This window comes from Pseudomonas sp. NPDC089395 (genome assembly GCF_044749525.1).
Taxonomy (GTDB): domain Bacteria; phylum Pseudomonadota; class Gammaproteobacteria; order Pseudomonadales; family Pseudomonadaceae; genus Aquipseudomonas.
The window spans coordinates 375,592-395,577 of sequence record NZ_JBIVID010000003.1; the positions used below are offsets into that span (position 1 = coordinate 375,592).

At 67.0% G+C, this 19,986-nt stretch carries 15 protein-coding genes; 9 read left to right on the forward strand and 6 right to left on the reverse strand.

What is annotated here, in order from left to right:
• Nucleotides 1-33: 33 nt before the first annotated feature.
• Both ACIPZG_RS10110 and ACIPZG_RS10115 read left to right on the forward strand, forming a co-directional pair.
• Nucleotides 34-1,770 carry an amidohydrolase gene (locus ACIPZG_RS10110; RefSeq protein WP_400712999.1) on the forward strand — a complete coding sequence of 579 codons (1,737 nt, stop codon included), beginning with the start codon at nucleotides 34-36 and terminating at the stop codon, nucleotides 1,768-1,770.
• A gap of 25 nt (nucleotides 1,771-1,795) precedes the next feature.
• Nucleotides 1,796-2,764 (forward strand): CobW family GTP-binding protein, encoded by a 969-nt coding sequence (locus ACIPZG_RS10115; protein ID WP_400713002.1) that lies wholly within the window; start codon nucleotides 1,796-1,798, stop codon nucleotides 2,762-2,764.
• 54 nt (nucleotides 2,765-2,818) lie between these two features.
• On the opposite strand, the gene prpR is transcribed toward ACIPZG_RS10115, so the two are convergent.
• The 6 genes from prpR to ACIPZG_RS10145 form a co-directional block, all read right to left on the reverse strand.
• Nucleotides 2,819-4,447, reverse strand: a complete 1,629-nt coding sequence (prpR, locus tag ACIPZG_RS10120; protein WP_400713005.1) for a propionate catabolism operon regulatory protein PrpR — start codon at nucleotides 4,445-4,447, stop codon at nucleotides 2,819-2,821.
• A 16-nt stretch (nucleotides 4,448-4,463) separates the two neighbouring features.
• Nucleotides 4,464-5,237 (reverse strand): SDR family NAD(P)-dependent oxidoreductase, encoded by a 774-nt coding sequence (locus ACIPZG_RS10125; RefSeq protein WP_400713008.1) that lies wholly within the window; start codon nucleotides 5,235-5,237, stop codon nucleotides 4,464-4,466.
• Nucleotides 5,238-5,254: 17 nt separating this feature from the next.
• Nucleotides 5,255-6,439 carry an acetyl-CoA C-acyltransferase gene (locus ACIPZG_RS10130; protein ID WP_400713011.1) on the reverse strand — a complete coding sequence of 395 codons (1,185 nt, stop codon included), beginning with the start codon at nucleotides 6,437-6,439 and terminating at the stop codon, nucleotides 5,255-5,257.
• A gap of 33 nt (nucleotides 6,440-6,472) precedes the next feature.
• The gene (locus tag ACIPZG_RS10135; protein WP_400713014.1) at nucleotides 6,473-8,578 is read right to left on the reverse strand and encodes a 3-hydroxyacyl-CoA dehydrogenase NAD-binding domain-containing protein; all 2,106 of its coding nucleotides are present in this window, start codon (nucleotides 8,576-8,578) and stop codon (nucleotides 6,473-6,475) included.
• A 160-nt stretch (nucleotides 8,579-8,738) separates the two neighbouring features.
• Nucleotides 8,739-10,526, reverse strand: a complete 1,788-nt coding sequence (locus tag ACIPZG_RS10140) for an acyl-CoA dehydrogenase C-terminal domain-containing protein (RefSeq protein ID WP_400713017.1) — start codon at nucleotides 10,524-10,526, stop codon at nucleotides 8,739-8,741.
• A gap of 111 nt (nucleotides 10,527-10,637) precedes the next feature.
• Entirely contained in the window at nucleotides 10,638-13,295 is a 2,658-nt protein-coding gene (locus ACIPZG_RS10145; RefSeq protein WP_400713020.1) for a LuxR C-terminal-related transcriptional regulator, read from the reverse strand.
• Between the two features lie 563 nt (nucleotides 13,296-13,858).
• Here ACIPZG_RS10145 and ACIPZG_RS10150 point away from each other — a divergent pair.
• From ACIPZG_RS10150 to ACIPZG_RS10180, 7 genes are all read left to right on the forward strand, one after another.
• Nucleotides 13,859-14,908, forward strand: a complete 1,050-nt coding sequence (locus tag ACIPZG_RS10150) for a phosphotransferase family protein (protein WP_400713023.1) — start codon at nucleotides 13,859-13,861, stop codon at nucleotides 14,906-14,908.
• Nucleotides 14,905-15,279: a DUF6285 domain-containing protein gene (locus ACIPZG_RS10155; protein WP_400713026.1), complete on the forward strand. Its 375-nt coding sequence runs from the start codon at nucleotides 14,905-14,907 to the stop codon at nucleotides 15,277-15,279. The genes ACIPZG_RS10150 and ACIPZG_RS10155 overlap by 4 nt, the downstream gene beginning before the upstream one ends.
• Complete coding sequence (locus ACIPZG_RS10160) at nucleotides 15,272-15,991, forward strand: histidine phosphatase family protein (protein ID WP_400713029.1); 720 nt, start codon at nucleotides 15,272-15,274, stop codon at nucleotides 15,989-15,991. Before ACIPZG_RS10155 ends, ACIPZG_RS10160 begins: the two co-directional genes overlap by 8 nt.
• A 27-nt stretch (nucleotides 15,992-16,018) precedes the next feature.
• A complete protein-coding gene (locus ACIPZG_RS10165; RefSeq protein ID WP_400713032.1) occupies nucleotides 16,019-17,197 on the forward strand; it encodes an acyl-CoA dehydrogenase family protein in 1,179 nt (392 codons plus the stop codon).
• The gene (locus ACIPZG_RS10170) at nucleotides 17,194-17,952 is read left to right on the forward strand and encodes an SDR family NAD(P)-dependent oxidoreductase (RefSeq protein WP_400713035.1); all 759 of its coding nucleotides are present in this window, start codon (nucleotides 17,194-17,196) and stop codon (nucleotides 17,950-17,952) included. Before ACIPZG_RS10165 ends, ACIPZG_RS10170 begins: the two co-directional genes overlap by 4 nt.
• 170 nt (nucleotides 17,953-18,122) lie before the next feature.
• Nucleotides 18,123-19,103, forward strand: coding sequence for a quinone oxidoreductase family protein (locus ACIPZG_RS10175; protein WP_400713038.1), 981 nt, complete (start codon nucleotides 18,123-18,125; stop codon nucleotides 19,101-19,103).
• A gap of 13 nt (nucleotides 19,104-19,116) precedes the next feature.
• Nucleotides 19,117-19,965 (forward strand): TauD/TfdA dioxygenase family protein, encoded by an 849-nt coding sequence (locus ACIPZG_RS10180; protein ID WP_400641889.1) that lies wholly within the window; start codon nucleotides 19,117-19,119, stop codon nucleotides 19,963-19,965.
• Nucleotides 19,966-19,986 lie beyond the last annotated feature (21 nt).

Below are 19,986 nucleotides of genomic sequence, written 5' to 3' on the forward strand. Positions count from 1 at the left end.
CCAGAAAATCACCTTGCTTCGGATTCGACTGCCATGGACCAACACACCGACTACCGCTCCAGCAACGTACCCGGCCCGCTCGGTGCCGCCGACCTGGTGCTGACCAACGGCCGCATCTATACCGTGGACGCCGCCAACCCATGGGCAGAGGCCGTGGCCATCCGTGGCGGGCGCTTCATCGCGGTTGGCACAAATGCCGACATGGACAGTCTGACGGGACCGCGCACCCAGGTCCTGGACCTCAAGGGTCGCTTCGCCATGCCGGGCCTGTACGACATGCACACCCACCCGGACCTGAAGCTGGCCCCGGGTTACGCGGGATACCTGGAAGTGGGGGTGGAAGACCCGACGCCGGAACAGGTCCGCCAGGCCATCCTCGACTACGCCGCCGCCCACCCCGGCGATGGCTGGGTCTATGGCCAGTACTTCGTCCGCTACACCTTCAAGCAGGCCGGCCTGGTGCCGGATCGCCACTGGCTGGACAGCGTCCTGCCGGATCGCCCGGTGGCCATCCTCGACCGCTCCTGGGGCTGCATGATGGTCAACTCCAAGGCCCTGGAGCTGGCCGGCATCGACGCCGAGACCATGGACCCGCGCCATGGCTACATAGAGCGCGACAGCGTCACGGGCGAACCCACCGGTATCCTGGTGGATGGTGCCTATGCACTGATGCACGCCGCCATGCCGCCCACGCCGCAGCACGCCCTCAAGCGCGCCTATCGCGAAGGTGTGTGGTTCCAGAGTGGCCAGGGTGTGGTGGGCACCAAGTTCGTCCACGTCTGCGAGCATCGCCTGGATGCCCTGAAATCCATCGACCAGGCCGGCGAGCTCTCGGTACGGGTCGAAGCCGCCATCAGTTGGCAGGACGACATCTTCCCGGTGAAACGCCGCTGGCAATTGCTGGCCGGCGAGCGCCACTACTACCGCAGCGCCCGGCTCAACGCCAACGCGGTGAAGTTCCACTTCGACGGCACTCACGAATCCCGCTCGTCCTACCTGTCCAGTGCCTGGCCGGGTGACAGCAGCTGGCGTGGCCACCTCAACATGACCCCGGAGCACATCACCGACATGGTGGTGGACATGGACCGCAAGGGCATCCGGGTGATCGCCCACTGCACCGGCGACGGCGCTTCCGACCTGTTCCTCGACGCCGTGGCGCAAGCGCGCCAGCGTAACGGCTACAGCGGCGTGCGCCACCAGTGCGCGCACAGTACCACGCTGCTCGATGCCAACCTGCCACGCTTCGCCGAGCTCAACGTCACCGCCGAATTCTCCCCGGTGGGCTGGTTCCCGTCGTCCTTCGCCAATGCCCGCGCGGTGTTCGGCGAGGACCGCATGCAACGCGCCTACAACTTCAAGGGCGTGCTGGAGCACGGCGGCGTGGCGGTCATGGGAACCGACTGGCCGGTTTCGAGCATCAACCCCTGGATCGGCTTCGAGGCCATGGTCACCCGCGAGAACCCCTTTGGCGAAGAAGAAGGAACGTTCTACGGCAGCCCCATCAGCCTCGAACAGGCCATCCGCGTGATGACCCTCAATGGCGCCTGGTGCATGGGCATCGAGGACAAGGCCGGCTCCATCGAGGCGGGCAAGTCCGCCGACCTGATCGTCCTTGACCGCAACCTGTTCGAGGTGGCGCCCAAGGGCAACATCCACAACACCCAGGTGCAGCTCACCCTGCTGGAAGGTGAGGTGACCTGGGACCGCAACGGCGAGTTCGACGGCTCCAACCACCAGGCCACCTGGCGTGGCGAGCTGCCCAACTTCTGATGGCCGGCGACAAGGAGACACGCTAATGAGCAGACTGCCCCCCATTCCCGTGACCCTGGTGTCGGGGTTCCTCGGTGCTGGCAAGACCACCTTGCTCAACCGCATCCTCAACAGCGACCACGGCCTGCGCATGGCGGTGATGGTCAATGACTTCGGTGCCATCAACATCGACAGCCAACTGATCGTCAGCCAGACCCAGACCACCGTCAGCCTGGCCAACGGCTGCATCTGCTGCACCGTCGAGAGCGACCTGATCGAACAACTCGGGCGCCTGCTGGATGACCGCAGCAACCGCCCCGAGTACATCGTGATCGAGGCGAGCGGGGTGTCCAATCCGAGCAAGATCGCCAACACCTTGCGTTATCCGCAGTTTCGCGACGCCCTCGCCATCGACACCATCCTCACCGTGGTGGACGCCGAACAGTTCGGCAGCCTGGAAGGCGAGATGGCGCAACTGGCCATGGAGCAGCTGGATGTGGCCGACATCATCGTCATGAACAAGGTCGACCGGGTCGGCCGCGAGCAACTTGACGCGCTGAAGGCTCGCTGGTTCTACCCCAACGCCCGCCTGTTGGAGTGCGAGTACGGCGAGGTTCCGCTGGAACTGGTGCTCGGCGTAGGGCGCGCCAGGTCCGGCTGGCGCCTCACCCCGTCGGCGCCGGCACCGACTTCGGTGCGGGTGGCGGGCGAGAAGGATCATTCGGCGCTCTTCGATACCTGGAGCTTCTCCAGTGACCGGCCGTTGTCGCTGAAGGCCCTGCGCCAGGCACTGGCGGCCTTGCCGAAGGACATCTACCGGGCCAAGGGGGTGTGCCAGATCGCAGAGGCACCGGGCAAGCGCTGCATCCTGCACCTGGTGGGCAGCCGCAGCGAGATCAAGCCGGAAGATGGCTGGGAGGGCCGTGCTCCTTTCAGCCAGATGATCTTCATCGGCCACCGGGGAAGCCTCGATAGCACGCGGTTGCAGGCGATGTTCGAAGGATGCCTTGTGTAGGGGACACCAAGGGCTTGCAGGTCCATGGGCAAGCACGAGCCGGCAAAGCTTCAGTCAACCGCGTACCCGACGCCAGACGGTGCTACGGCTGACTCCGAGGCGCCGAGCGGCCTCGTCCATGTCGCCGTCGCATCGCTCCAGCACCTGGCGGGCATGGGCCGCTTCCGCCGCCTTGCCCAGGCTGCGCAGGTTGTCAGTGGGGGCAGGGGGCAAGGCTTCGGCCGTGTCGGCGTGGAGTAACTCCGGGAACAGCGTGTGCAGGTCGACGCCGCCGTCGTCGCCCAGTGTGCCCAGGCACAGGGCCGCGCGCTCGGCGATGTTGTCCAGCTCGCGGATGTTGCCGGGCCAAGGGTGGCGCAGCAGCAGTGGCAGCAGGGGCTGCACGTGCTCCGGGGCTGCCGGTGGCATGCCGCTCGCACGGCTGTGGCGCGCCAGCAGGGCATTGAACAGCGGCAGGATGTCTTCGATCCGCTCACGCAGCGGCGGCACGGCCAAGCGCAGGGTGTTCAGGCGATAGAACAGGTCCTGGCGAAAGCGTTGGTCGGCGATGCGCACGGTCAGGTCGCAATGGGTGGCAGCAATCACTCGGATATCCACCGCGGTCGGCTCGCAGGCGCCCAGGCGCAGTACCTCGCGCTCCTGCAGCACGCGCAGCAGGCGGGTTTGCAGCGCCACCGGCATGTCGCCGATCTCGTCGAGGAACAAGGTGCCGGTGTGGGCCAGCTCGATCAGGCCGGGCTTGCCGCCCTTGCGCGAGCCGGTGAAGGCGCCGTCCTCGTAGCCGAACAGTTCGCTTTCGAGCAGTGATTCAGGCAAGGCCGCGCAGTTGATCGCCACGAACGGCGCCTGCTGGCGCGGGCTGGCGTTGTGCAGGCTTTGCGCCAACAGCTCCTTGCCGGTACCGCTTTCGCCGGTGATCAGCACCGTGGCATCGGTCTGCGCGTAACGCTGCGCCAGGCGCAGGGTGGCGCGAAAGGCCGGTGCATCGCCGAGCATCTGCTCGAAGCGGTGGCGGGCGTTGAACTGGCGCGCGGCGGGCTGCTCGCGCAGGCGACGAGGCATGCGCCGCGCGGGTGTTTCATCAAGCCTGGCGGCCAAGGTCACCAGGCTGTCGAAGGTATGGCGCAGGCTTTCGGCATCCAGCGCCAGCACCCCTTGGGCGCCGGCTGCGTCGGCCAGCTGGCAGACCGTCGGCGAGCCGATGATGACTTCGAAGCCATCTTCCACCAGGCCTTGGACCTGCGCCCGGGCTTGCTCCAGGCTGGTGTAGGTGTGCTCGCGGATCTGCAGGGTGAACAGCGCCTGCATCGCCGCCAGCTCCGGGTAGGGCTGGCCAAAACTGAGGATGCCCACCCGGCTGGCCCGGTCGCGGGCCAGCACCAGGGCACGGATCAGGTCGAATTCGCCCAGGTGCAGGGTCCGCACCGTGGTCGAAAGGTGCTGGCGCAAGTAGTCTGCGGCCGCACCGGAACACAGGATGACGTCTGCCTGCTGGCGGTTTTCCAGCTCGCGCGCCAGCGGCAGCAAATCGGCCAGGGTGGTTTCGATGACCTCGATGCGCGCCTGCTGCCGGTAGTCGGCGCTTACCTGCTCGATCAACTGTGCCATGCGGCTGGGCGCGGCGGGGCGATGCAAGTGGGTGACCAGCGCGATCACGCGCGGCAGGTAAGCGGCGACAGGCATACAGGCTCCTTTTCAGTTACAGCGGATTGACCAGGTGTCCGCCATCCACGGCCAGCACGCTGCCGGTCATGTAGGCACCGGCGTCGCTGGCCAGCAACAGCAAGGGGCCGTCGAGCTCCTGCAATTGCCCCAGGCGGCGCATGGGCACTTGCTCCTTGATGTAGCCCTGGCCGGCCTCGCCGTCGAAGTAGTCTTCGTTCATCTCGGTCTTGAAGTAGCCCGGTGCGATGGCATTGACGCGGATCCGGTAGCGCGCCAGCTCCAGCGCCATGGCCTTGGTCAGTTGCACCACGGCGGCCTTGGCCGTGCAGTAGTGACTCAGGCCACTGCCCACGCGCAGGCCGAGGATCGAGGCGATGTTGACGATGCTCCCCGGCCGTTCGGCCTTGACCAGGCGCTGGCTGGCGCACTGGGCGACGTGGAACACGCCGTCGAGGTTGGTCGAGAGCATGCGCTGCCAGTCCTGCTCGCTCAGATCGAGAAAACGCCCAGGGTCGCCGATCCCGGCATTGTTGATCACCACGTCGACCACACCGAAGCGCGCCTCGGCCTGGTCGAAGGCCTGTTCGACGCTGTCCCGCCGGGTCACGTCGAGGGCCACGGCCAAGGCTTCACCGCCATTGGCCTGGAGCGTCTCGGCCAGCGCCTGCAGGCGCTCGACCCGGCGCGCTGCCAGCACCACGCGGGCGCCGGCGGCCTGGGCCAGGCGTGCGAAGTGGGCGCCCAGGCCGCTGGAGGCACCCGTCACCAGCACGGTCTTGCCGGCCAGGGAAAATGTGTTTGCAAGCATGTCGTTGCTCCTCGGTCTCAGAGTACTTCGAACAGGCCGGCGGCACCCATGCCACCGCCCACGCACATGGTCACCACCACGTAGCGCACCCCGCGTCGTTTGCCTTCGAGCAAGGCATGCCCGACCATCCGCGCGCCGCTCATGCCATAAGGGTGGCCGATGGCGATGGCACCGCCGTTGACGTTCAGGCGCGCCGGGTCGATGCCCAGCTTGTCGCGACAGTACAGCACCTGGCAGGCGAAGGCTTCGTTGAGTTCCCACAGGCCGATGTCGTCGACCTTCAAGCCATGCTGCTTGAGCAGGCGCGGCACCGCGTACACCGGGCCGATGCCCATCTCTTCCGGGGCCAGGCCGGCCACGGCGATGCCGCGGTACAGGCCGATCGGGCGCAGGTTGCGCTGTTCGGCCAGGCGCGCGTCCATCAGCACGCAGGCACTGGCGCCGTCGGACAGCTGGCTGGCGTTGCCGGCGGTGACGCAGCCACCTTCGAGCACCGGTTGCAGACGCGTCAGATCGTCCAGGACCGTTTGCGGGCGGTTGCCCTCGTCCTGTGCCAGGGTCACCTGGCGGTAGCTGACCTCGCCGGTCTGCTTGTCCTTGACCAGTTGCTGGGCAGTCACCGGCACGATCTCGGCCTCGAACAGACCGTCACGCTGGGCGCAAGCGGTGCGCAGCTGCGACTGCAGGGCGTAGGCGTCCTGGGCTTCACGGCTGATGCCGTAGCGCTTGGCGACGTGCTCGGCGGTTTGCAGCATCGGCATGTAGGCGTGCGGGACACGCTGGATCACCGCACTGTCCTGTTCGCCCAGCGCCCACTCAAGGTTGCGCGTCTGCACCGCGCTGATGTTTTCCTGGCCGGCGCCGATGGTCGCCTGCATGCCATCGACGATGATCTGCTTGGCCGCAGTGGCGATCGCCATCAGGCCGGAGGCGCACTGGCGGTCCAGGGTCTGGCCGCTGACCGACACCGGCAGGCCGGCGGCCAGTGCGCTCATGCGGCCAAGGTTCCAGCCGGCGGTGCCGGAGGGCATCGCGGTGCCCATGACCAGGTCTTCGATTTCGTCAGCGGCGATGCCGGCGCGTTCGACCGCCGCCTGGATGGCGTGCGCTGCCAGGCTCGGCGAGCGGACGTTGTTCAGCGCGCCGCGAAAGGCCTTGCCGATGGGGGTACGGGCGGTGGAGAGGATGACGGCTTCTTTCATGATCGGGGATCCTTCAGGCCAGGGGAAAACAACTCAGAGGCTGGGTGCGCCCAGCTTCGTGCTGGAAGCCATGCGTCGCAGCAATGGCGCTGGCTGCAACCACATGCGGCCGTAGGCGCCGAGCTGATCGTGCAGTTGCTCGATGCCTGTCAGCACCTTGTCCAGGCCCAGCTCGCGGGCATAGTGCAGCGGGCCGCCACGCCAGGCCGGGAAGCCGTAGCCGTTGGTCCACACCAGGTCGATGTCGCCACTGCGCAGGGCAATGCCTTCGTCGAGCAGTTGCAGGCCTTCGTTGATCAGCATGAACAGGCAGCGGTCGTGGATTTCCGCGTCGCTGATGGGGCGCCGGATGATGCCCAGCTTGGCCGCCAGCTGCGCCGCGATCTGCTCCACTTCCGGGTCTTCGATGCGCTCGCGGCCTTCGTAGCGGTAGAACCCGCGGCCGCTCTTCTGGCCGTAGCGGCCCAGGAGGTAGAGCTCGTCAGCCAGGCGGAAGTAGCTCGGGTCGTGGGCGATCTCGCTGCGCCGCGACTGGCGCACCAGGTAGCCGACATCGATGCCGGCCAGGTCGTACATGGCGAACACGCCCATGGCCAGGCCCAGGCCAGTCAGCACGTTGTCCACCTGGGCGGGCGAGGCGCCTTCGAGCACCAGGCGATGGGCCTCGCGGCCGTAGGGTTCGAGCATGCGGTTGCCGATGAAGCCAAAGCACACACCGGACACCACCGGCAGCTTGCCGATGCGCTTGGCGATCTTCAGCGTGGTGGCCAGCACGTCCGGCGCCGTGGCCCGGCCACGTACCACTTCAAGCAGGCGCATGACGTTGGCCGGGCTGAAGAAGTGCAGGCCGACCACATCCTGCGGGCGCTGGGTGCAGCCGGCGATGCGGTCGACATCCAGCGTCGAGGTGTTGCTGGCGAGGATCGCGCCGGGCTTGCACACCCGGTCGAGGGTGCGGAACACCTGTTGCTTGATCGACAGGTCCTCGAACACCGCTTCGATCACCAGGTCAGCGTCGGCCAGGTCGGCATAGTCGAGGGTGCCTTGCAGCAGGCTCATGCGCTGTTCGAGTTGCTCGGGGGTGAGCTTGCCGCGCTTGATGCTGCTTTCGTAGTTCTTGCGGATCTGTGCCAGGCCGCGGTCCAGCGCCTCGGGCTTGAGCTCCAGCAAGCGCACCGGGATACCGGCGTTGATGAAGTTCATGGCGATACCGGCGCCCATGGTGCCGGCGCCGATCACCGCCACATTGGCAATGGTGCGCAGTGTCGTGTTGGCATCGATACCCGGCACCCGCAGCGCTTCGCGTTCGGCGAAGAACTGATGGCGCAGGGCCGTGGCCTGTGGGTCTTGCAGGGCTTCGCGGAACAGCGCCTGCTCGCGGGCCAGGCCTTCGGCCAGTGGCAGTCCGCAGGCGGCGCGGACGGCGGCCAGCACCCGCAGGGGTGCCCGTTGGCCGGGTTTGCGGGCGACCAGCTGGGCTTCTCGGCTGGCGAAGAAGTCGCTGGCCAGGCCGTGGGCCAAGGGGGTTGGGGGGGCGGCTGGTGCGGCGGGTTGGGCCAGCAGGTCACGGGCGAAGGCGCAGACCAGTTCCAGCAGGTCCTGGCCGGGCTCGGACAGGCGATCGATCAGCCCCAGGGCCAGGCCCTGACGGGCATCGATCGGGTCGCCGCTGAGCATCATGTCCAGCGCCGGCTCCACGCCGACCAGGCGCGGCAGACGCTGGGTACCCCCGGCGCCGGGCAGCAGCCCCAGGCGTACTTCGGGCAGGCCCAGGCGGGCGTTGGCAGTGGCCAGCCGATGGCTGCAGGCCAGGGCCAGTTCCAGGCCGCCGCCCAGGGCTACGCCGTCGATGGCGGCGATCAGGGGTTTGTCGATGCGCGTCAGTGCTTCGAGCAACTCGGGCAGTGCCGGTTCCTCCCAGGTCCGCGGGCTGCCGAACTCGCTGATGTCGGCGCCGGCGCTGAAGGGTAGCTGCTGTCCATGCAGAATGATGGCCTGCACCTCGGGGTCGGCGGCGGCCTGGCTGCACGCCTGCATCAACGCCTGGCGCAGGTCGTGGCCAAGGGCGTTGACCGGCGCGTGGCACAGGCCAATCAGGGCCAGTTGGTGGTCGCGGCGATAGTCGATCAGCTGCTGCATGGGAGGAGACTTCCTGTGCTTGGCCCCAGGGAGGCGATGTGAATCTCGCCTTGGGCTGGGACGAATGAAAAAAAAACGAGGTGGCGGCCGTTGGCGCTGGCCGCCACCCGAAAAATCCGCTGCCTGGAGGGGGCAGGCAGCGGAAACCAGCAAGGTTGGGTCAGCGAGCGAAGGCGGCTTCGCTGATGTCCATCAGGTTGTGGCTGCCACTGCGAATCAGCGTTTCATGCAGGTTGGCGCGCGGCAGCAGACGCTGCAGGTAGAAGCGTGCGGTCTCGCGCTTGCCCTGGTAGAACGCTGCGTCATCGCTGCCGGCGGCCAGTGCGCGTTCAGCCACGCACGCGGCGCGCAGCCAGAGGTAGCCGGTCAGGGTGTAGCCGCTGAGCATCAGGTAGGCGTAGGCACTGGCGCCGATCAAGTTGGCGTCGGTCTGGCTGGCGTCGCGCAGCCAGTCGCTGACGTCGCGCCAGGCCGTCACTTGCTTGAGCAGGGCCTGGGCCAGGTGGGCTGGGGCCGTGGTGCTCTGGATGAAGTCTTCGATCTCACCCAGCAGCTCGGCCAAGGCTTCACCGCCATCGGCCAGCACCTTGCGGGTCAGCAGGTCGAGGCCCTGGATGGTGTTGGTGCCTTCGTAGATCGCGGTGATGCGCACATCGCGGGCGATCTGCTCCATGCCCCACTCGCGGATGTAGCCGTGGCCACCGAACACCTGGATACCCAGCTGCGCCGCTTCGTTGCCGGTCTCGGTGACGAAGCCTTTGGCAATCGGCGTGAGCAGCGCCAGCCGGCGTGCCGCGGCCTGGCGCACACCGGCGCTGGCGCCGTGGTGCAGTTGGTCGACGCCCTTGGCACAGGTGTAGGCGAGCATGCGACCGCCTTCGGCGTAGGCCTTCTGGGTCAGCAGCATGCGCCGCACATCGGCATGGCCGATGATCGGGTCGGCTGGCAGGTCGTTGCGCAGGCGCGGCGTGGCGCGCATCTGCACACGCTCGCGGGCATAGGCCAGGGCGCCCTGGAACGACGCCTCGGCGTGGGCCTGGGCCTGCTGGCAGACCGCCAGGCGCGACTCGTTGATGTAGGTGAACATGGCGTTCAGGCCACGGTTGACCTCGCCCAGCAGGTAGCCGGTGGCACCGTCGAAGTTGAGCACGCAGGTGGCGTTGCCGTGGATGCCCATCTTGTGTTCGATGGAACCGCAGCTGACGCCGTTGGGCGCGCCCAGCTGGCCTTGGGCATCGACCTGGATCTTCGGCACGGCGAACAGCGAAATGCCCTTGACCCCCGCCGGAGCGCCTTCCAGGCGCGCCAGCACCAGGTGGATGATGTTCTCGGTCATGTCATGTTCACCGGCAGAGATGAACATCTTGCTGCCGCTGATCTGGTAAGTGCCGTCGGCCAGGGCTTTGGCGCTGGTGCGCAGCAGGCCGAGGTCCGAGCCGCAGTGGGCTTCGGTCAGGCACATGGTGCCGCCCCAGCGGCCGGCGATCATCGGCGGCAGGAAACGCTGCTGCAAGGCTTCGTCGGCATGCTCGCTGAGGGTGCTGATGGCGCCGCCGGCGAGGTTGCCGTACATGCCCCAGGCATGGTTGGCGCTGCAGACCATTTCGTAGTTGACGAAGCCCAGCGACGGCGGCAAGCCCTGGCCACCGAAGGCCGGGTTCTTGTCCAGGCCCAGCCAGCCGTTGTCGGCGAAGCGTTTGTAGGCATCGGCGAAACCCGGCGGCGTGATGACCTTGCCGTCCTGCCACTGGCAACCGTGCTGGTCACCCACGGCGTTGAGCGGGGCCAGCTCCTGCTCGGCGAACTTGGCACCTTCTTCGACGATGGCGGCGAACGTGGCCTCGTCGGGGGCTTCACAGCCCGTCAGTTGTTGGTAGTGGCTGCACAGATCGAGCAGCTCCTGGGCAACGAAGGTGATATCGCGCAATGGGGCGGTGTAGCTGGGCATGCCGGACTCCTGGCTGGGTGGACTCGGCATGTTGTAACAGGCAGGCCTCGGCGCCGCGTCCACCCCCCCGGTGGAATGGCGGGTGGAATCGGCGCTGGACCCAGGTGGAGGTCAGTTCAGCAGCTGCAGTTCGCGCGCCGAACACAGGGCGCTGTCGCGGTCGACCACGTCGAGCTTGCGGAACAGGTTGTTGATGTGGGTCTTGACCGTGCTCAGGCTGATGAACATCGCCTCGGCGATCTGCCCGTTGCTTTGCCCGCGCGCCATGCGCTGCAACACTTCCAGCTCACGGCGCGACAGGGGCACGATCAGCGCGCTTTCGGCGCTCTCCTTGGTTGCCAGCAACGGGCGGAACAGCGCATTCAGGTGTTCGCGCGAGGGCGCCGGTGCCTCCAGGCCCAGGCGTTCGCGCACGGGCGGCAGCAGCAGTTGGCGCAGGGTCTCAAGGCAAGTATCGCCCTCGTATTGCAGCAATTGCCCGAAGCCGTATGTACAGGCCAGTTGCAGCGCCTGTTCGAGGCTGAGCAAGGCGTCGTCACGGGCGCCACGGTCTTGTAGCAGGGTCGCGTCGAGCAGTAGCGCGTCGAGCAACAGGCGGCGGTTGCCTTGCGCTTGTGCCTGGGCCTGCAGGCTCTGCTGGATCTGCCGGGCCTTGTCGCGCTGGCCCAGGTGGCGTTGCACCCAGGCATAGGCGAGCCACTCCTCGGGCAGCAGCTGGTCGCCATATTGGCGCCTGCACCAGTGCCACTGGTCGAGCCAGTCGGGCAGGTAGTCCTGGTCGTTGTCGCGCAGTGCCAGGCGCGCCAGCCACGCCCCGGCCTGGCGGTAGAGGGTGAACAGGCGGTACTGGCGGGCCAGCCTGCGCACTTCCGCCCAGCGTGCCTTGGCCTGGGCGGTTTCGCCCAGCGCCCAGTGCAGGCACGCCTGGTGGTGAAACACCCAGGGCAGCGCGGCGCTGTGGGGAAAGCCCAGCGCCAGCACTTCGGCCTGGGCCATGGCCTGGCGCGCCTGGGCCAGGCGGTTGGCCTGAAGCAGCGCCAGGCCCTTGCCCAGGTGGCTGAACAGTTCGTAGAAGCGTCCGGAGCTGCCGGTGGCGGGCGTCTCGGCCATGCCTTGCAGGCGCTCCCAGGCGGCATCGGTGGCGCCCTGGGCCAGCTCGATCTGGCCCAGCAGCAGTTGCAGCAGGTTGGTGTAGCCGCTCAGGCCAAAACCCTGCAACTGGCTCAGGGCGCGGCTGCCTTCAGCGTGGGCTTGTTGCAGCTGGCCGAGCGCGGCCAGGCAGTTGGCGCGGTCGAAATACAGCACCGAGCGCGCCGCATTGTCCTGGGGGAACTGCTGCAAGGCCCGCGCCGCCAGGGCCAGGCCATGGCCCAGGTTGCCGCCCAGGTAGGCCAGGCGGCTGCGCAGGAACATCACCGTCTGCTGCACCCGCTCGGGGTGGCGCGGCACCGACTGGCGGCGCTGCAGGGCGTACAGCTGGTGCAGGCACTGGCAGGCCTGGGCGATATCGTTGGTGACCATTACCGTGGACGCTTCGGTCACCGCCAGGGTGAAGCTGTCGTTGCCGGTGCGGCCGGCGACTTCGTCGAGCACATCGACCAGGGTGTTGACCTTGCCTTCGCGCAGCAGCTCGAACCCATGCCGGTCGACGATGCCGAGCACGGCGTCCAGGTCGCGGGCGCGGCCGAACTGGTAGATCGCTTCGGTGTAGCGGCGCTGCGTCAGCAGCCAGTGGGCGGCTTGGCGATGCAGCTGGCGCAGGCCCTGTGGATCGCGTTGTTTCAGGCGCTGGTAAAGGCTGTTGCGCAGGGCAGGGTGGTAGCGGTATTCGGTGTGGTTGCCCTGGGGCACCTCGATGATCAGGTCCAGGCGCTGCAACTGGCGCAGGGCGCCCGGCACATCGGCCGACGCGGCGAGTTCCCCGGCTAGGCCGGCATCGAACACCTGGGCCACGGCGGTCTGTTCGAGAAACAGGCGCAACGGCACGGGCAGCCGCTGCAGGCGTTCTTCTTCGAGGAACTGCCGGGCATGGACGTAGGCCCGGCGGGTGATCGGGCGCAGGTCGCCGGGCGCCTGGCCGGTGCTGTGCAGCGCCTCGCGGTAGGCCTTGAGCCAGAACAGCACGCCACTGGGCCAGCCTTCGCTGCCGGCCCGCAACTGGTAGAGCGCATCGCTGCCCAGCTTGACCTCGCGGGCGACCGCCAGCTTTTGGGTTTCCTCGCTGTCCAGGGCCAGCTCGCGAGTGCCGAGCAAGGTCAGCCGGTCGTCGCGCAGCAGATGGGCCAGGGGCAGGTACGGCGGGCCTTCGCTGGCAGCGAGCAGGCGCAGGCCAGGCGACGGGTAGCGCAGCAGCGTGTCGAGGTACTGCCAGGCGGGTGGGGCGTTGAGCAGGTGCAGGTCGTCGAGCAGCAGGGTCACCGGTGCCTGGCGGGCCTCAAGGTCTGCCAGGATCAGGCTCCACAGGTGTTCGACTTGCGGCGTTTCGCGTTGCTGCGCCGGCAGTTGCAGCGCCGCGTGCAGGTGCAGCAGCAGGGCCAGTGGCTGGTTTTCGGCGCGGGTCAGGCGCAGCCACCCCCAGGCCCCGGACAGGCTGCGCGCGAACTGACCGAGCAGGGTGCTTTTGCCATAGCCCAGGGGCGCTTGCAGGAGCACGAAGGTGCCATCGTCCAGCGCGTTGGCCAGGTGTTCGAGCAGCCGCGTGCGCACCACGCCCTTGGGCAGTTCGGCGGGCGGGCGCAGCTGGTTTGGTTTGAGCGCGGGAAGATGCATGGCGAGCAGGTTCCGTCGGTTCGGTCGGACATCCTAGCCGAGCGCGCGAGCGCGGCGGGTAAATTTTTGGTGTTTGTCGGGGGGAGGGATGGGTGTCGGGTGGCGGTCGTGAGAGTTGCGTGGGGGCGGATATCGAGCGCCGCCCGCGCGGCGCATCGCGGATAAATCCGCTCCTACATTTGCTGCAACGTGCCATGGTCTGTCAGGCCATGGTTGTCCGCTTTTCAGCGCCCGCCGAGATATCGCGTCGTACCAACAAGGCTGGCAACCATGGCCTATCAGGCATCGGTACGTTGCAACAAATGTAGGAGCGGATTTATCCGCGATGCGCCGCGCGGGCGGCGCGCGATCTCACCGGCAAAGAAAATCGCCTGTCGAGTGCAGAGATGAACAGCAGTTTCAGCTTTGAAACAACGCTGTTCAAAATTGCGCTAAAACACGGTCTACATCCCCGAATATTAACTCCAACATCCTGATTTATAACGTATTTATACAAGAAAACCCAAACTGGCAACCATCTTGCAATGGCCATTGGCACGTGTGAACAGTGAGTTGGACCGACCATGCCAAGCAGTCATTTCGTGCAGCAAGCCAGTGCTCGCATCGACGTCGCAGACGCCCATGAGGTGCTGTCTGCCTATCTACAGGAGCGCCTCCATGGCCAGCCGGTGCGCATCACCCGCAGCGAACGTCTGTCGGGTGGCGCCATTCAGGAAAACTGGCTGCTGGAAGCCGAAGTAGCCGGTACACCACAGCGTTGGGTGCTGCGCACCGACGCGGCCTCCGCCGTGGCCGCCAGCATGAGCCGCGAGCAGGAGTTCGCCGTGCTCAGTGCCGTCCACCAGGTCGGCGTCAAGGTACCCGAGCCCCTGTGGCTGTGCCAGGCGCCCCAAGTGATCGGGCGCGATTTCTTCATCATGCAGGCCCTGTCCGGCAGCGCCAGCGGCCACCGCCTGACCACCGCCCAGGCCACGCCCGAGGGCAACCCGGCGCTGTGCCGGGCGCTTGGGGCGAACCTTGCGCGCCTGCACCAGCTGCGCCCGCCACAAGCGGCGCTGGGGTTCCTGCCCGCGCCGGTGGCCGATGCGGTACAGGCCAGCGTCGACCAGTACCGCGGTTACCTCGATGCCTTGCCGGGAAGCCACCCCGTCATCGAGTGGGGCTTGCGCTGGTGCGAGCTGAACAAACCTGCGCCTTTGCCGGCCTGCCTGATCCACCGCGACTACCGCACCGGCAACTACATGGTCGAGGGCGGTGAGCTCTGCGGCGTGCTGGACTGGGAGTTCGCCGGTTGGGGCGACCCGCGCGAGGACCTTGGCTGGTTCACCGCGCGTTGCTGGCGGTTCGCCCGCCCGAACCTGGAGGCAGGCGGCATCGGCCGGCTGGATGACCTGCTCGCCGGCTACCGCAGCGTGTCGGCACTGGACCTGGACAGCGAAACGCTGCGCTTCTGGCAGGTCATGGCCCACCTGCGCTGGGCGGTGATCGCCCTGCAGCAGGCCGAGCGCCACCTCTGCGGCCAGCAGCGCTCGCTGGAGCTGGCCTTGACTGGGCGCATGGTCAGTGAACTGGAACAGGAACTGCTGCTACTCACCCAAGGAGGCCGCGCATGAACCAGCCCGATGCCCAAGACCTGCTTGTCACTGCGCGCGACACGCTGATCAAGCACTTGTTGCCGGCATTGCCGGCGCCGTTGCACTACGAAGCGCGGATGGTGGCCAGCGCCATGCAGATCGCCAGCCGTGAGCTGGCCCAGGCAGCGGCCTGTGCCGACCTCGAACGCCAGGCCATGGCCGCCCTGCTGGCGCTGCACGGCGAGGCGCCGGCTACGCCCGAGCAAGCCCGCGCCGTGCTGGCCCGGCAGATTCGCCAAGGTGTCTATGACCAGCCGGGCGAGGCCCGTGCCAGCCTGCTCTCGGCCTTGCGCGCCATCAACCGGGCGCAGCTCGGCATCAGCAACCCGAAGGTGCTGACCCATGACTGAAACGCTCGTCCAGCCCGTGCGGCGCCGCCGCTGCTACCTGGTGCGGCATGGCCATGTCGACTACTTCGACGCCAGCGGCCGCCCCCTCGACCCGCGCAGTGTGCCGTTGTCGGCCAAGGGCGTGGCCCAGGCCCAGGCCTTGGGCGAGGTGCTGGCGCAGACGCGGTTCGACCGCGCGGTCTGCTCGGACTACCCGCGCACCCGGCAAACGCTCGACCATCTGCTGGGTGGCCGCGTCCAGCCCGTGGAAGAACGCGCCGAATTGCGAGAAATACGCGCCGGGCGTCTGCGGGAAATCCCCCGTGAATGCCTGCACCGCGAAGTGGCCCAGGCCTATCAATTGGCCGACCGCCCGGACGCGGCCTTCTTGCGCGGCGAGCCTTGGGCGGCATTCCAGCAACGGGTGCTGGGCAGTTTCCAGCAGTTGCTGGAAGCGCCGGACTGGTCGTCGCTGCTGCTGGTGAGCCACGACGCGGTCAATCGCATCCTCCTGGCCTGGGCCTGCGGCGCCGGGCTCGGTGCCCTGGCCGCCTTCGAGCAGGACCCGGCCTGCCTGAACATCGTCGACATCGACATGGTCGGCACCCAGGTGCTGCGCGCCTACATCCGCACCCTCAACTACTCAGCCTACGACCCGGGCAAGGCGACGATCGACCAGACCGTCATGGAGCATGTGCACGCCTCCATCGACCCGCGCCGCCTGCACGCCTGACCCCTTTTGCCTACAAGGAACACTGCCATGAATTTCGCTCTGTCTGCCGAGTTGCTCGCCCTGCAAGCCAAAGTCCGGCAATTCGTCGCCGACGTCGTCATCCCCCTGGAGCGCGACCTGCGCCAGACGCCTCACGGCCCGTCGGCCGAGCTGCGCCAGGTGCTGCTCGACCAAGCCCGTGAACACGGCCTGCTGACCCCCCATGCCTCGCGCGAAATGGGTGGGCTGGGCTTGAGCCACATCGAGAAGGCGATCGTCTTCGAAGAGGCCGGCTATTCGACACTGGGGCCGGTGGCCCTGAACATCCATGCGCCGGACGAAGGCAACATCCACCTGCTGGAACAGGTCGCCACGCCTGCGCAGAAGGACCGCTGGCTCAAGCCGCTGGTGCAGGGCCGAATCCGTTCGTGCTTTGCCATGACCGAGCCAAGCCCGGGCGCCGGCTCCGATCCGTCGATGCTCACCACCCAGGCCGTGCGTGACGGCGACGACTACATCATCAATGGCCAGAAATGGTTCATCACCGGGGCCGAAGGCGCGCAGATGGCGATCATCATGGCGCGCATGGAGGATGGCAGCGCGACCATGTTCCTCACCGATACCGACCGCCAAGGCTTCGTCCTCGAACGCATGATGGACTCGCTGGACAGCTGCTTCAGCGGCGGCCACGCGGTGCTGCGCTTCGACAACCTGCGCATTCCGGCCAGCGATGTGCTGGGCGAAGTGGGCAAAGGTTTCCGTTATGCCCAGGTGCGCCTGGCCCCGGCCCGCCTGACCCACTGCATGCGCTGGCTGGGCCAGGCACGCCGCGCCCATGACGAAGCCTGTGGCTATGCCAACCGGCGGGTGTCGTTCGGCAAGCCGCTGGGTGAGCACCAGGGCGTTGGCTTCATGCTGGCCGACAACGAAATGGACCTGCATACCACGCGCCTGTCGATCTGGCATTGCGCCTGGGTGCTGGACCAGGGCGAGCGCGGCAACTTCGAGTCGAGCATGGCCAAGGTGCTCAGCTCCGAGGCCATCTGGCGGGTGATCGACCGCTGCGTGCAAGTGCTGGGCGGGCAGGGCGTCACGGGTGAGTCGATCGTCGAGCGGATCTTCCGCGATGCGCGCAGCTTCCGCATCTACGACGGCCCTAACGAAGTGCACCGCATGAGCCTTTCGAAGAAGATCCTCGCCCGCCACGCCATGGGGGTGGCCGGATGAACCTCGACAGCTATCGCGACCAGGTGGTGATGATCACCGGCGCCGCCAGCGGCTTTGGTGCATTGCTGGCCCAGCGCCTGGGCGGGCTGGGTGCCCGGCTGGTGCTGGGCGACCGTGACGTGGCGGGCCTGGAACGGGTGGCCGGGGCCTTGCGCGAAACCGGCGCTGCGGTGCTGGCGGTGCCGTGCGACGTGACCCGCGAGGCGCAGGTCAAGGCGTTGGTGGAGGCAGCCATCAGCACCTTCGGCCGCCTCGATGTGGGGGTCAACAATGCCGGCATCCTGACGCCGATGAAGCGCTTCATCGACACCACCGAAGAAGAGCTGGACCGCAGCCACGCGGTCAACACCAAGGGTGTGTTCTTCTGCATGCAGCAGCAGATCCGCCAGATGCTGGTGCAAGGGGGCGGGGTCATCCTCAACATCGCCTCCATGGCCGGGCTCGGTGGCGCGCCCAAGCTCGCCGCCTACGCGGCGGCCAAGCACGCGGTGGTCGGGCTGACCCGCACTGCGGCGGTCGAATATGCCCGCCGGGGTATTCGCGTCAACGCCCTGTGCCCGTTCTACAGCGCAACGCCCATGGTCACCGAAAGCGAAGTGGGCGAGCAGCAAGATTTTCTCGCCCAAGGTTCACCGATGAAACGCCTCGGCACACCGGAGGAGATCGTCGCGGCGATGCTGATGCTATGCGCCAAGGAAAACAGCTACATGACCGGCCAGGCGATTGCCGTGGACGGCGGCATCTCGGCGTTCTGAGCCTCTGTACCGGGAGCCCCCGGCAGCGCCAGGCGCTGAAACCGGGGGCGCTGTCATGAACTGAAAAATCGTTGTCGTCCGATGATAAGCGCCGCAAGGCGCAACGGCCTAAATTGCCCTCCATAACGAATGTTGCTGTTCAACAAGAACTACAAGAAGGGAGAATTGGCATGGCCAAAGCGGTACGTTTCTACGAAACCGGGGGCCCTGAGGTCCTGCGCTACGAAGACGTCGAAGTCGGCGAACCGGGCCCGGGGCAGGTTCGCCTGCGTCACGTGGCGGTTGGCCTGAACTACGCCGACACCTATTTCCGCAACGGCACCTACCCGATTCCCCTGGCCAATGGCATGGGCGTGGAAGCGTCCGGCGTGGTCCAGGCGGTAGGCGAGGGTGTCACGCATGTAGCGGTCGGTGACCGGGTCACCTACACCGGCTTCATGAATACCCTCGGCGCCTACAGCACCGAGCGCATCATCCCCGCCGCGCCGCTGATCAAGCTGCCGGAAACCATCGCCTTCGAAACCGCCGCAGCCATGACCATGCGTGGTCTCACTGCGTCGTACCTGATGCGCCGCCTGTACGACTTCAAGCCCGGTGACAGCATCCTGCTGCACGCCGCAGCCGGTGGTGTCGGCCTGATCGTTTCGCAGTGGGCCAAGCTGCTGGGCCTGACCGTGATCGGCACCGTCTCCACCGAGGCCAAGGCCGAAGTGGCACGTGCCCACGGTTGCGATCACACCATCAACTACAGCCATGAAGACGTGGCCAAGCGCGTGCGTGAGCTGACCGATGGCGTTGGCGTCAACGTGGTGTTCGACAGCGTCGGGCGCAACACCTTCATGGGCTCGCTGGACTCGCTCAAGCGCCGCGGCCTGATGGTGTGCGTGGGCACGGCGTCCGGCACCATCGAACCGTTCGACCCGCAGATCCTGGCGATGAAGGGCTCGTTGTTCCTGACCCGCCCGGCGCTGGCCGACTACATCGCCGACCCGGCCGAGAAGTCTGCCCTGGCAGGCGAGCTGTTCGGTCACGTGGGCAGCGGGCGCATCAAGATCGAGATCAACCAGCACTACGCCCTGCAGGACGCGGTCCAGGCGCACCGTGACCTGGAATCGCGCAAGACCACCGGCTCGTCGATCTTCGTCATCTGAGGAGGGCGCTGTCATGCAAGTCGAACAATTGACCTGCGCCATCGGTGCCGAGCTGGTCAACGTCAAGTTGGCCGATGCCATTCACGATGACGGGCTGTTCGCCGAGATCCGCGCCCAGTTGCTCAAGCATCGGGTGCTGTTCCTGCGCGATCAGGACATCAGCCGCGCCGAGCACGTGGCGTTCGCCCGCCGCTTCGGCGAGCTGGAAGACCACCCGGTGGCCGGCAGCGACCCGGAGCACCCGGGCCTGGTGCAAATCTACAAGTCTCCGGAAACCCCGGTGGACCGTTACGAGAACGCCTGGCACACCGACGCCACCTGGCGCGAAATTCCGCCCATGGGCTGCGTGCTGCGTTGCGTCGAAGCGCCGTCGGTGGGCGGTGACACCATGTGGACCAACATGGTGCTGGCCTACGACAACCTGCCGGCCGATATCAAGGCTCGCATCGAAGGGCTGCGCGCCCGCCACAGCATCGAGGCGAGCTTCGGCGCGGCCATGCCGATCGAGCAGCGCCTGGCCCTCAAGGCCCGCTTCCCCGACGCTGAGCACCCGGTGGTGCGCACCCACCCGGAAACCGGCGAGAAGGTGCTGTTCGTCAATGCCTTCGCCACCCATTTCAGCAACTACCACACCCCCGAGCGCGTGCGTTTCGGCCAGGACGCCAACCCCGGGGCCGGCGAACTGCTGCGCTACCTGGTCAGCCAGGCGTACATCCCTGAGTACCAGGTGCGCTGGCGCTGGAAGCCCAACAGCATCGCCATCTGGGACAACCGCAGTACCCAGCACTACGCCGTCATGGATTACCCCGCCTGCCACCGCAAGATGGAACGTGCCGGGATCATCGGCGACGCGACTTTCTGACCGTAAAAGAACAAGATTGAG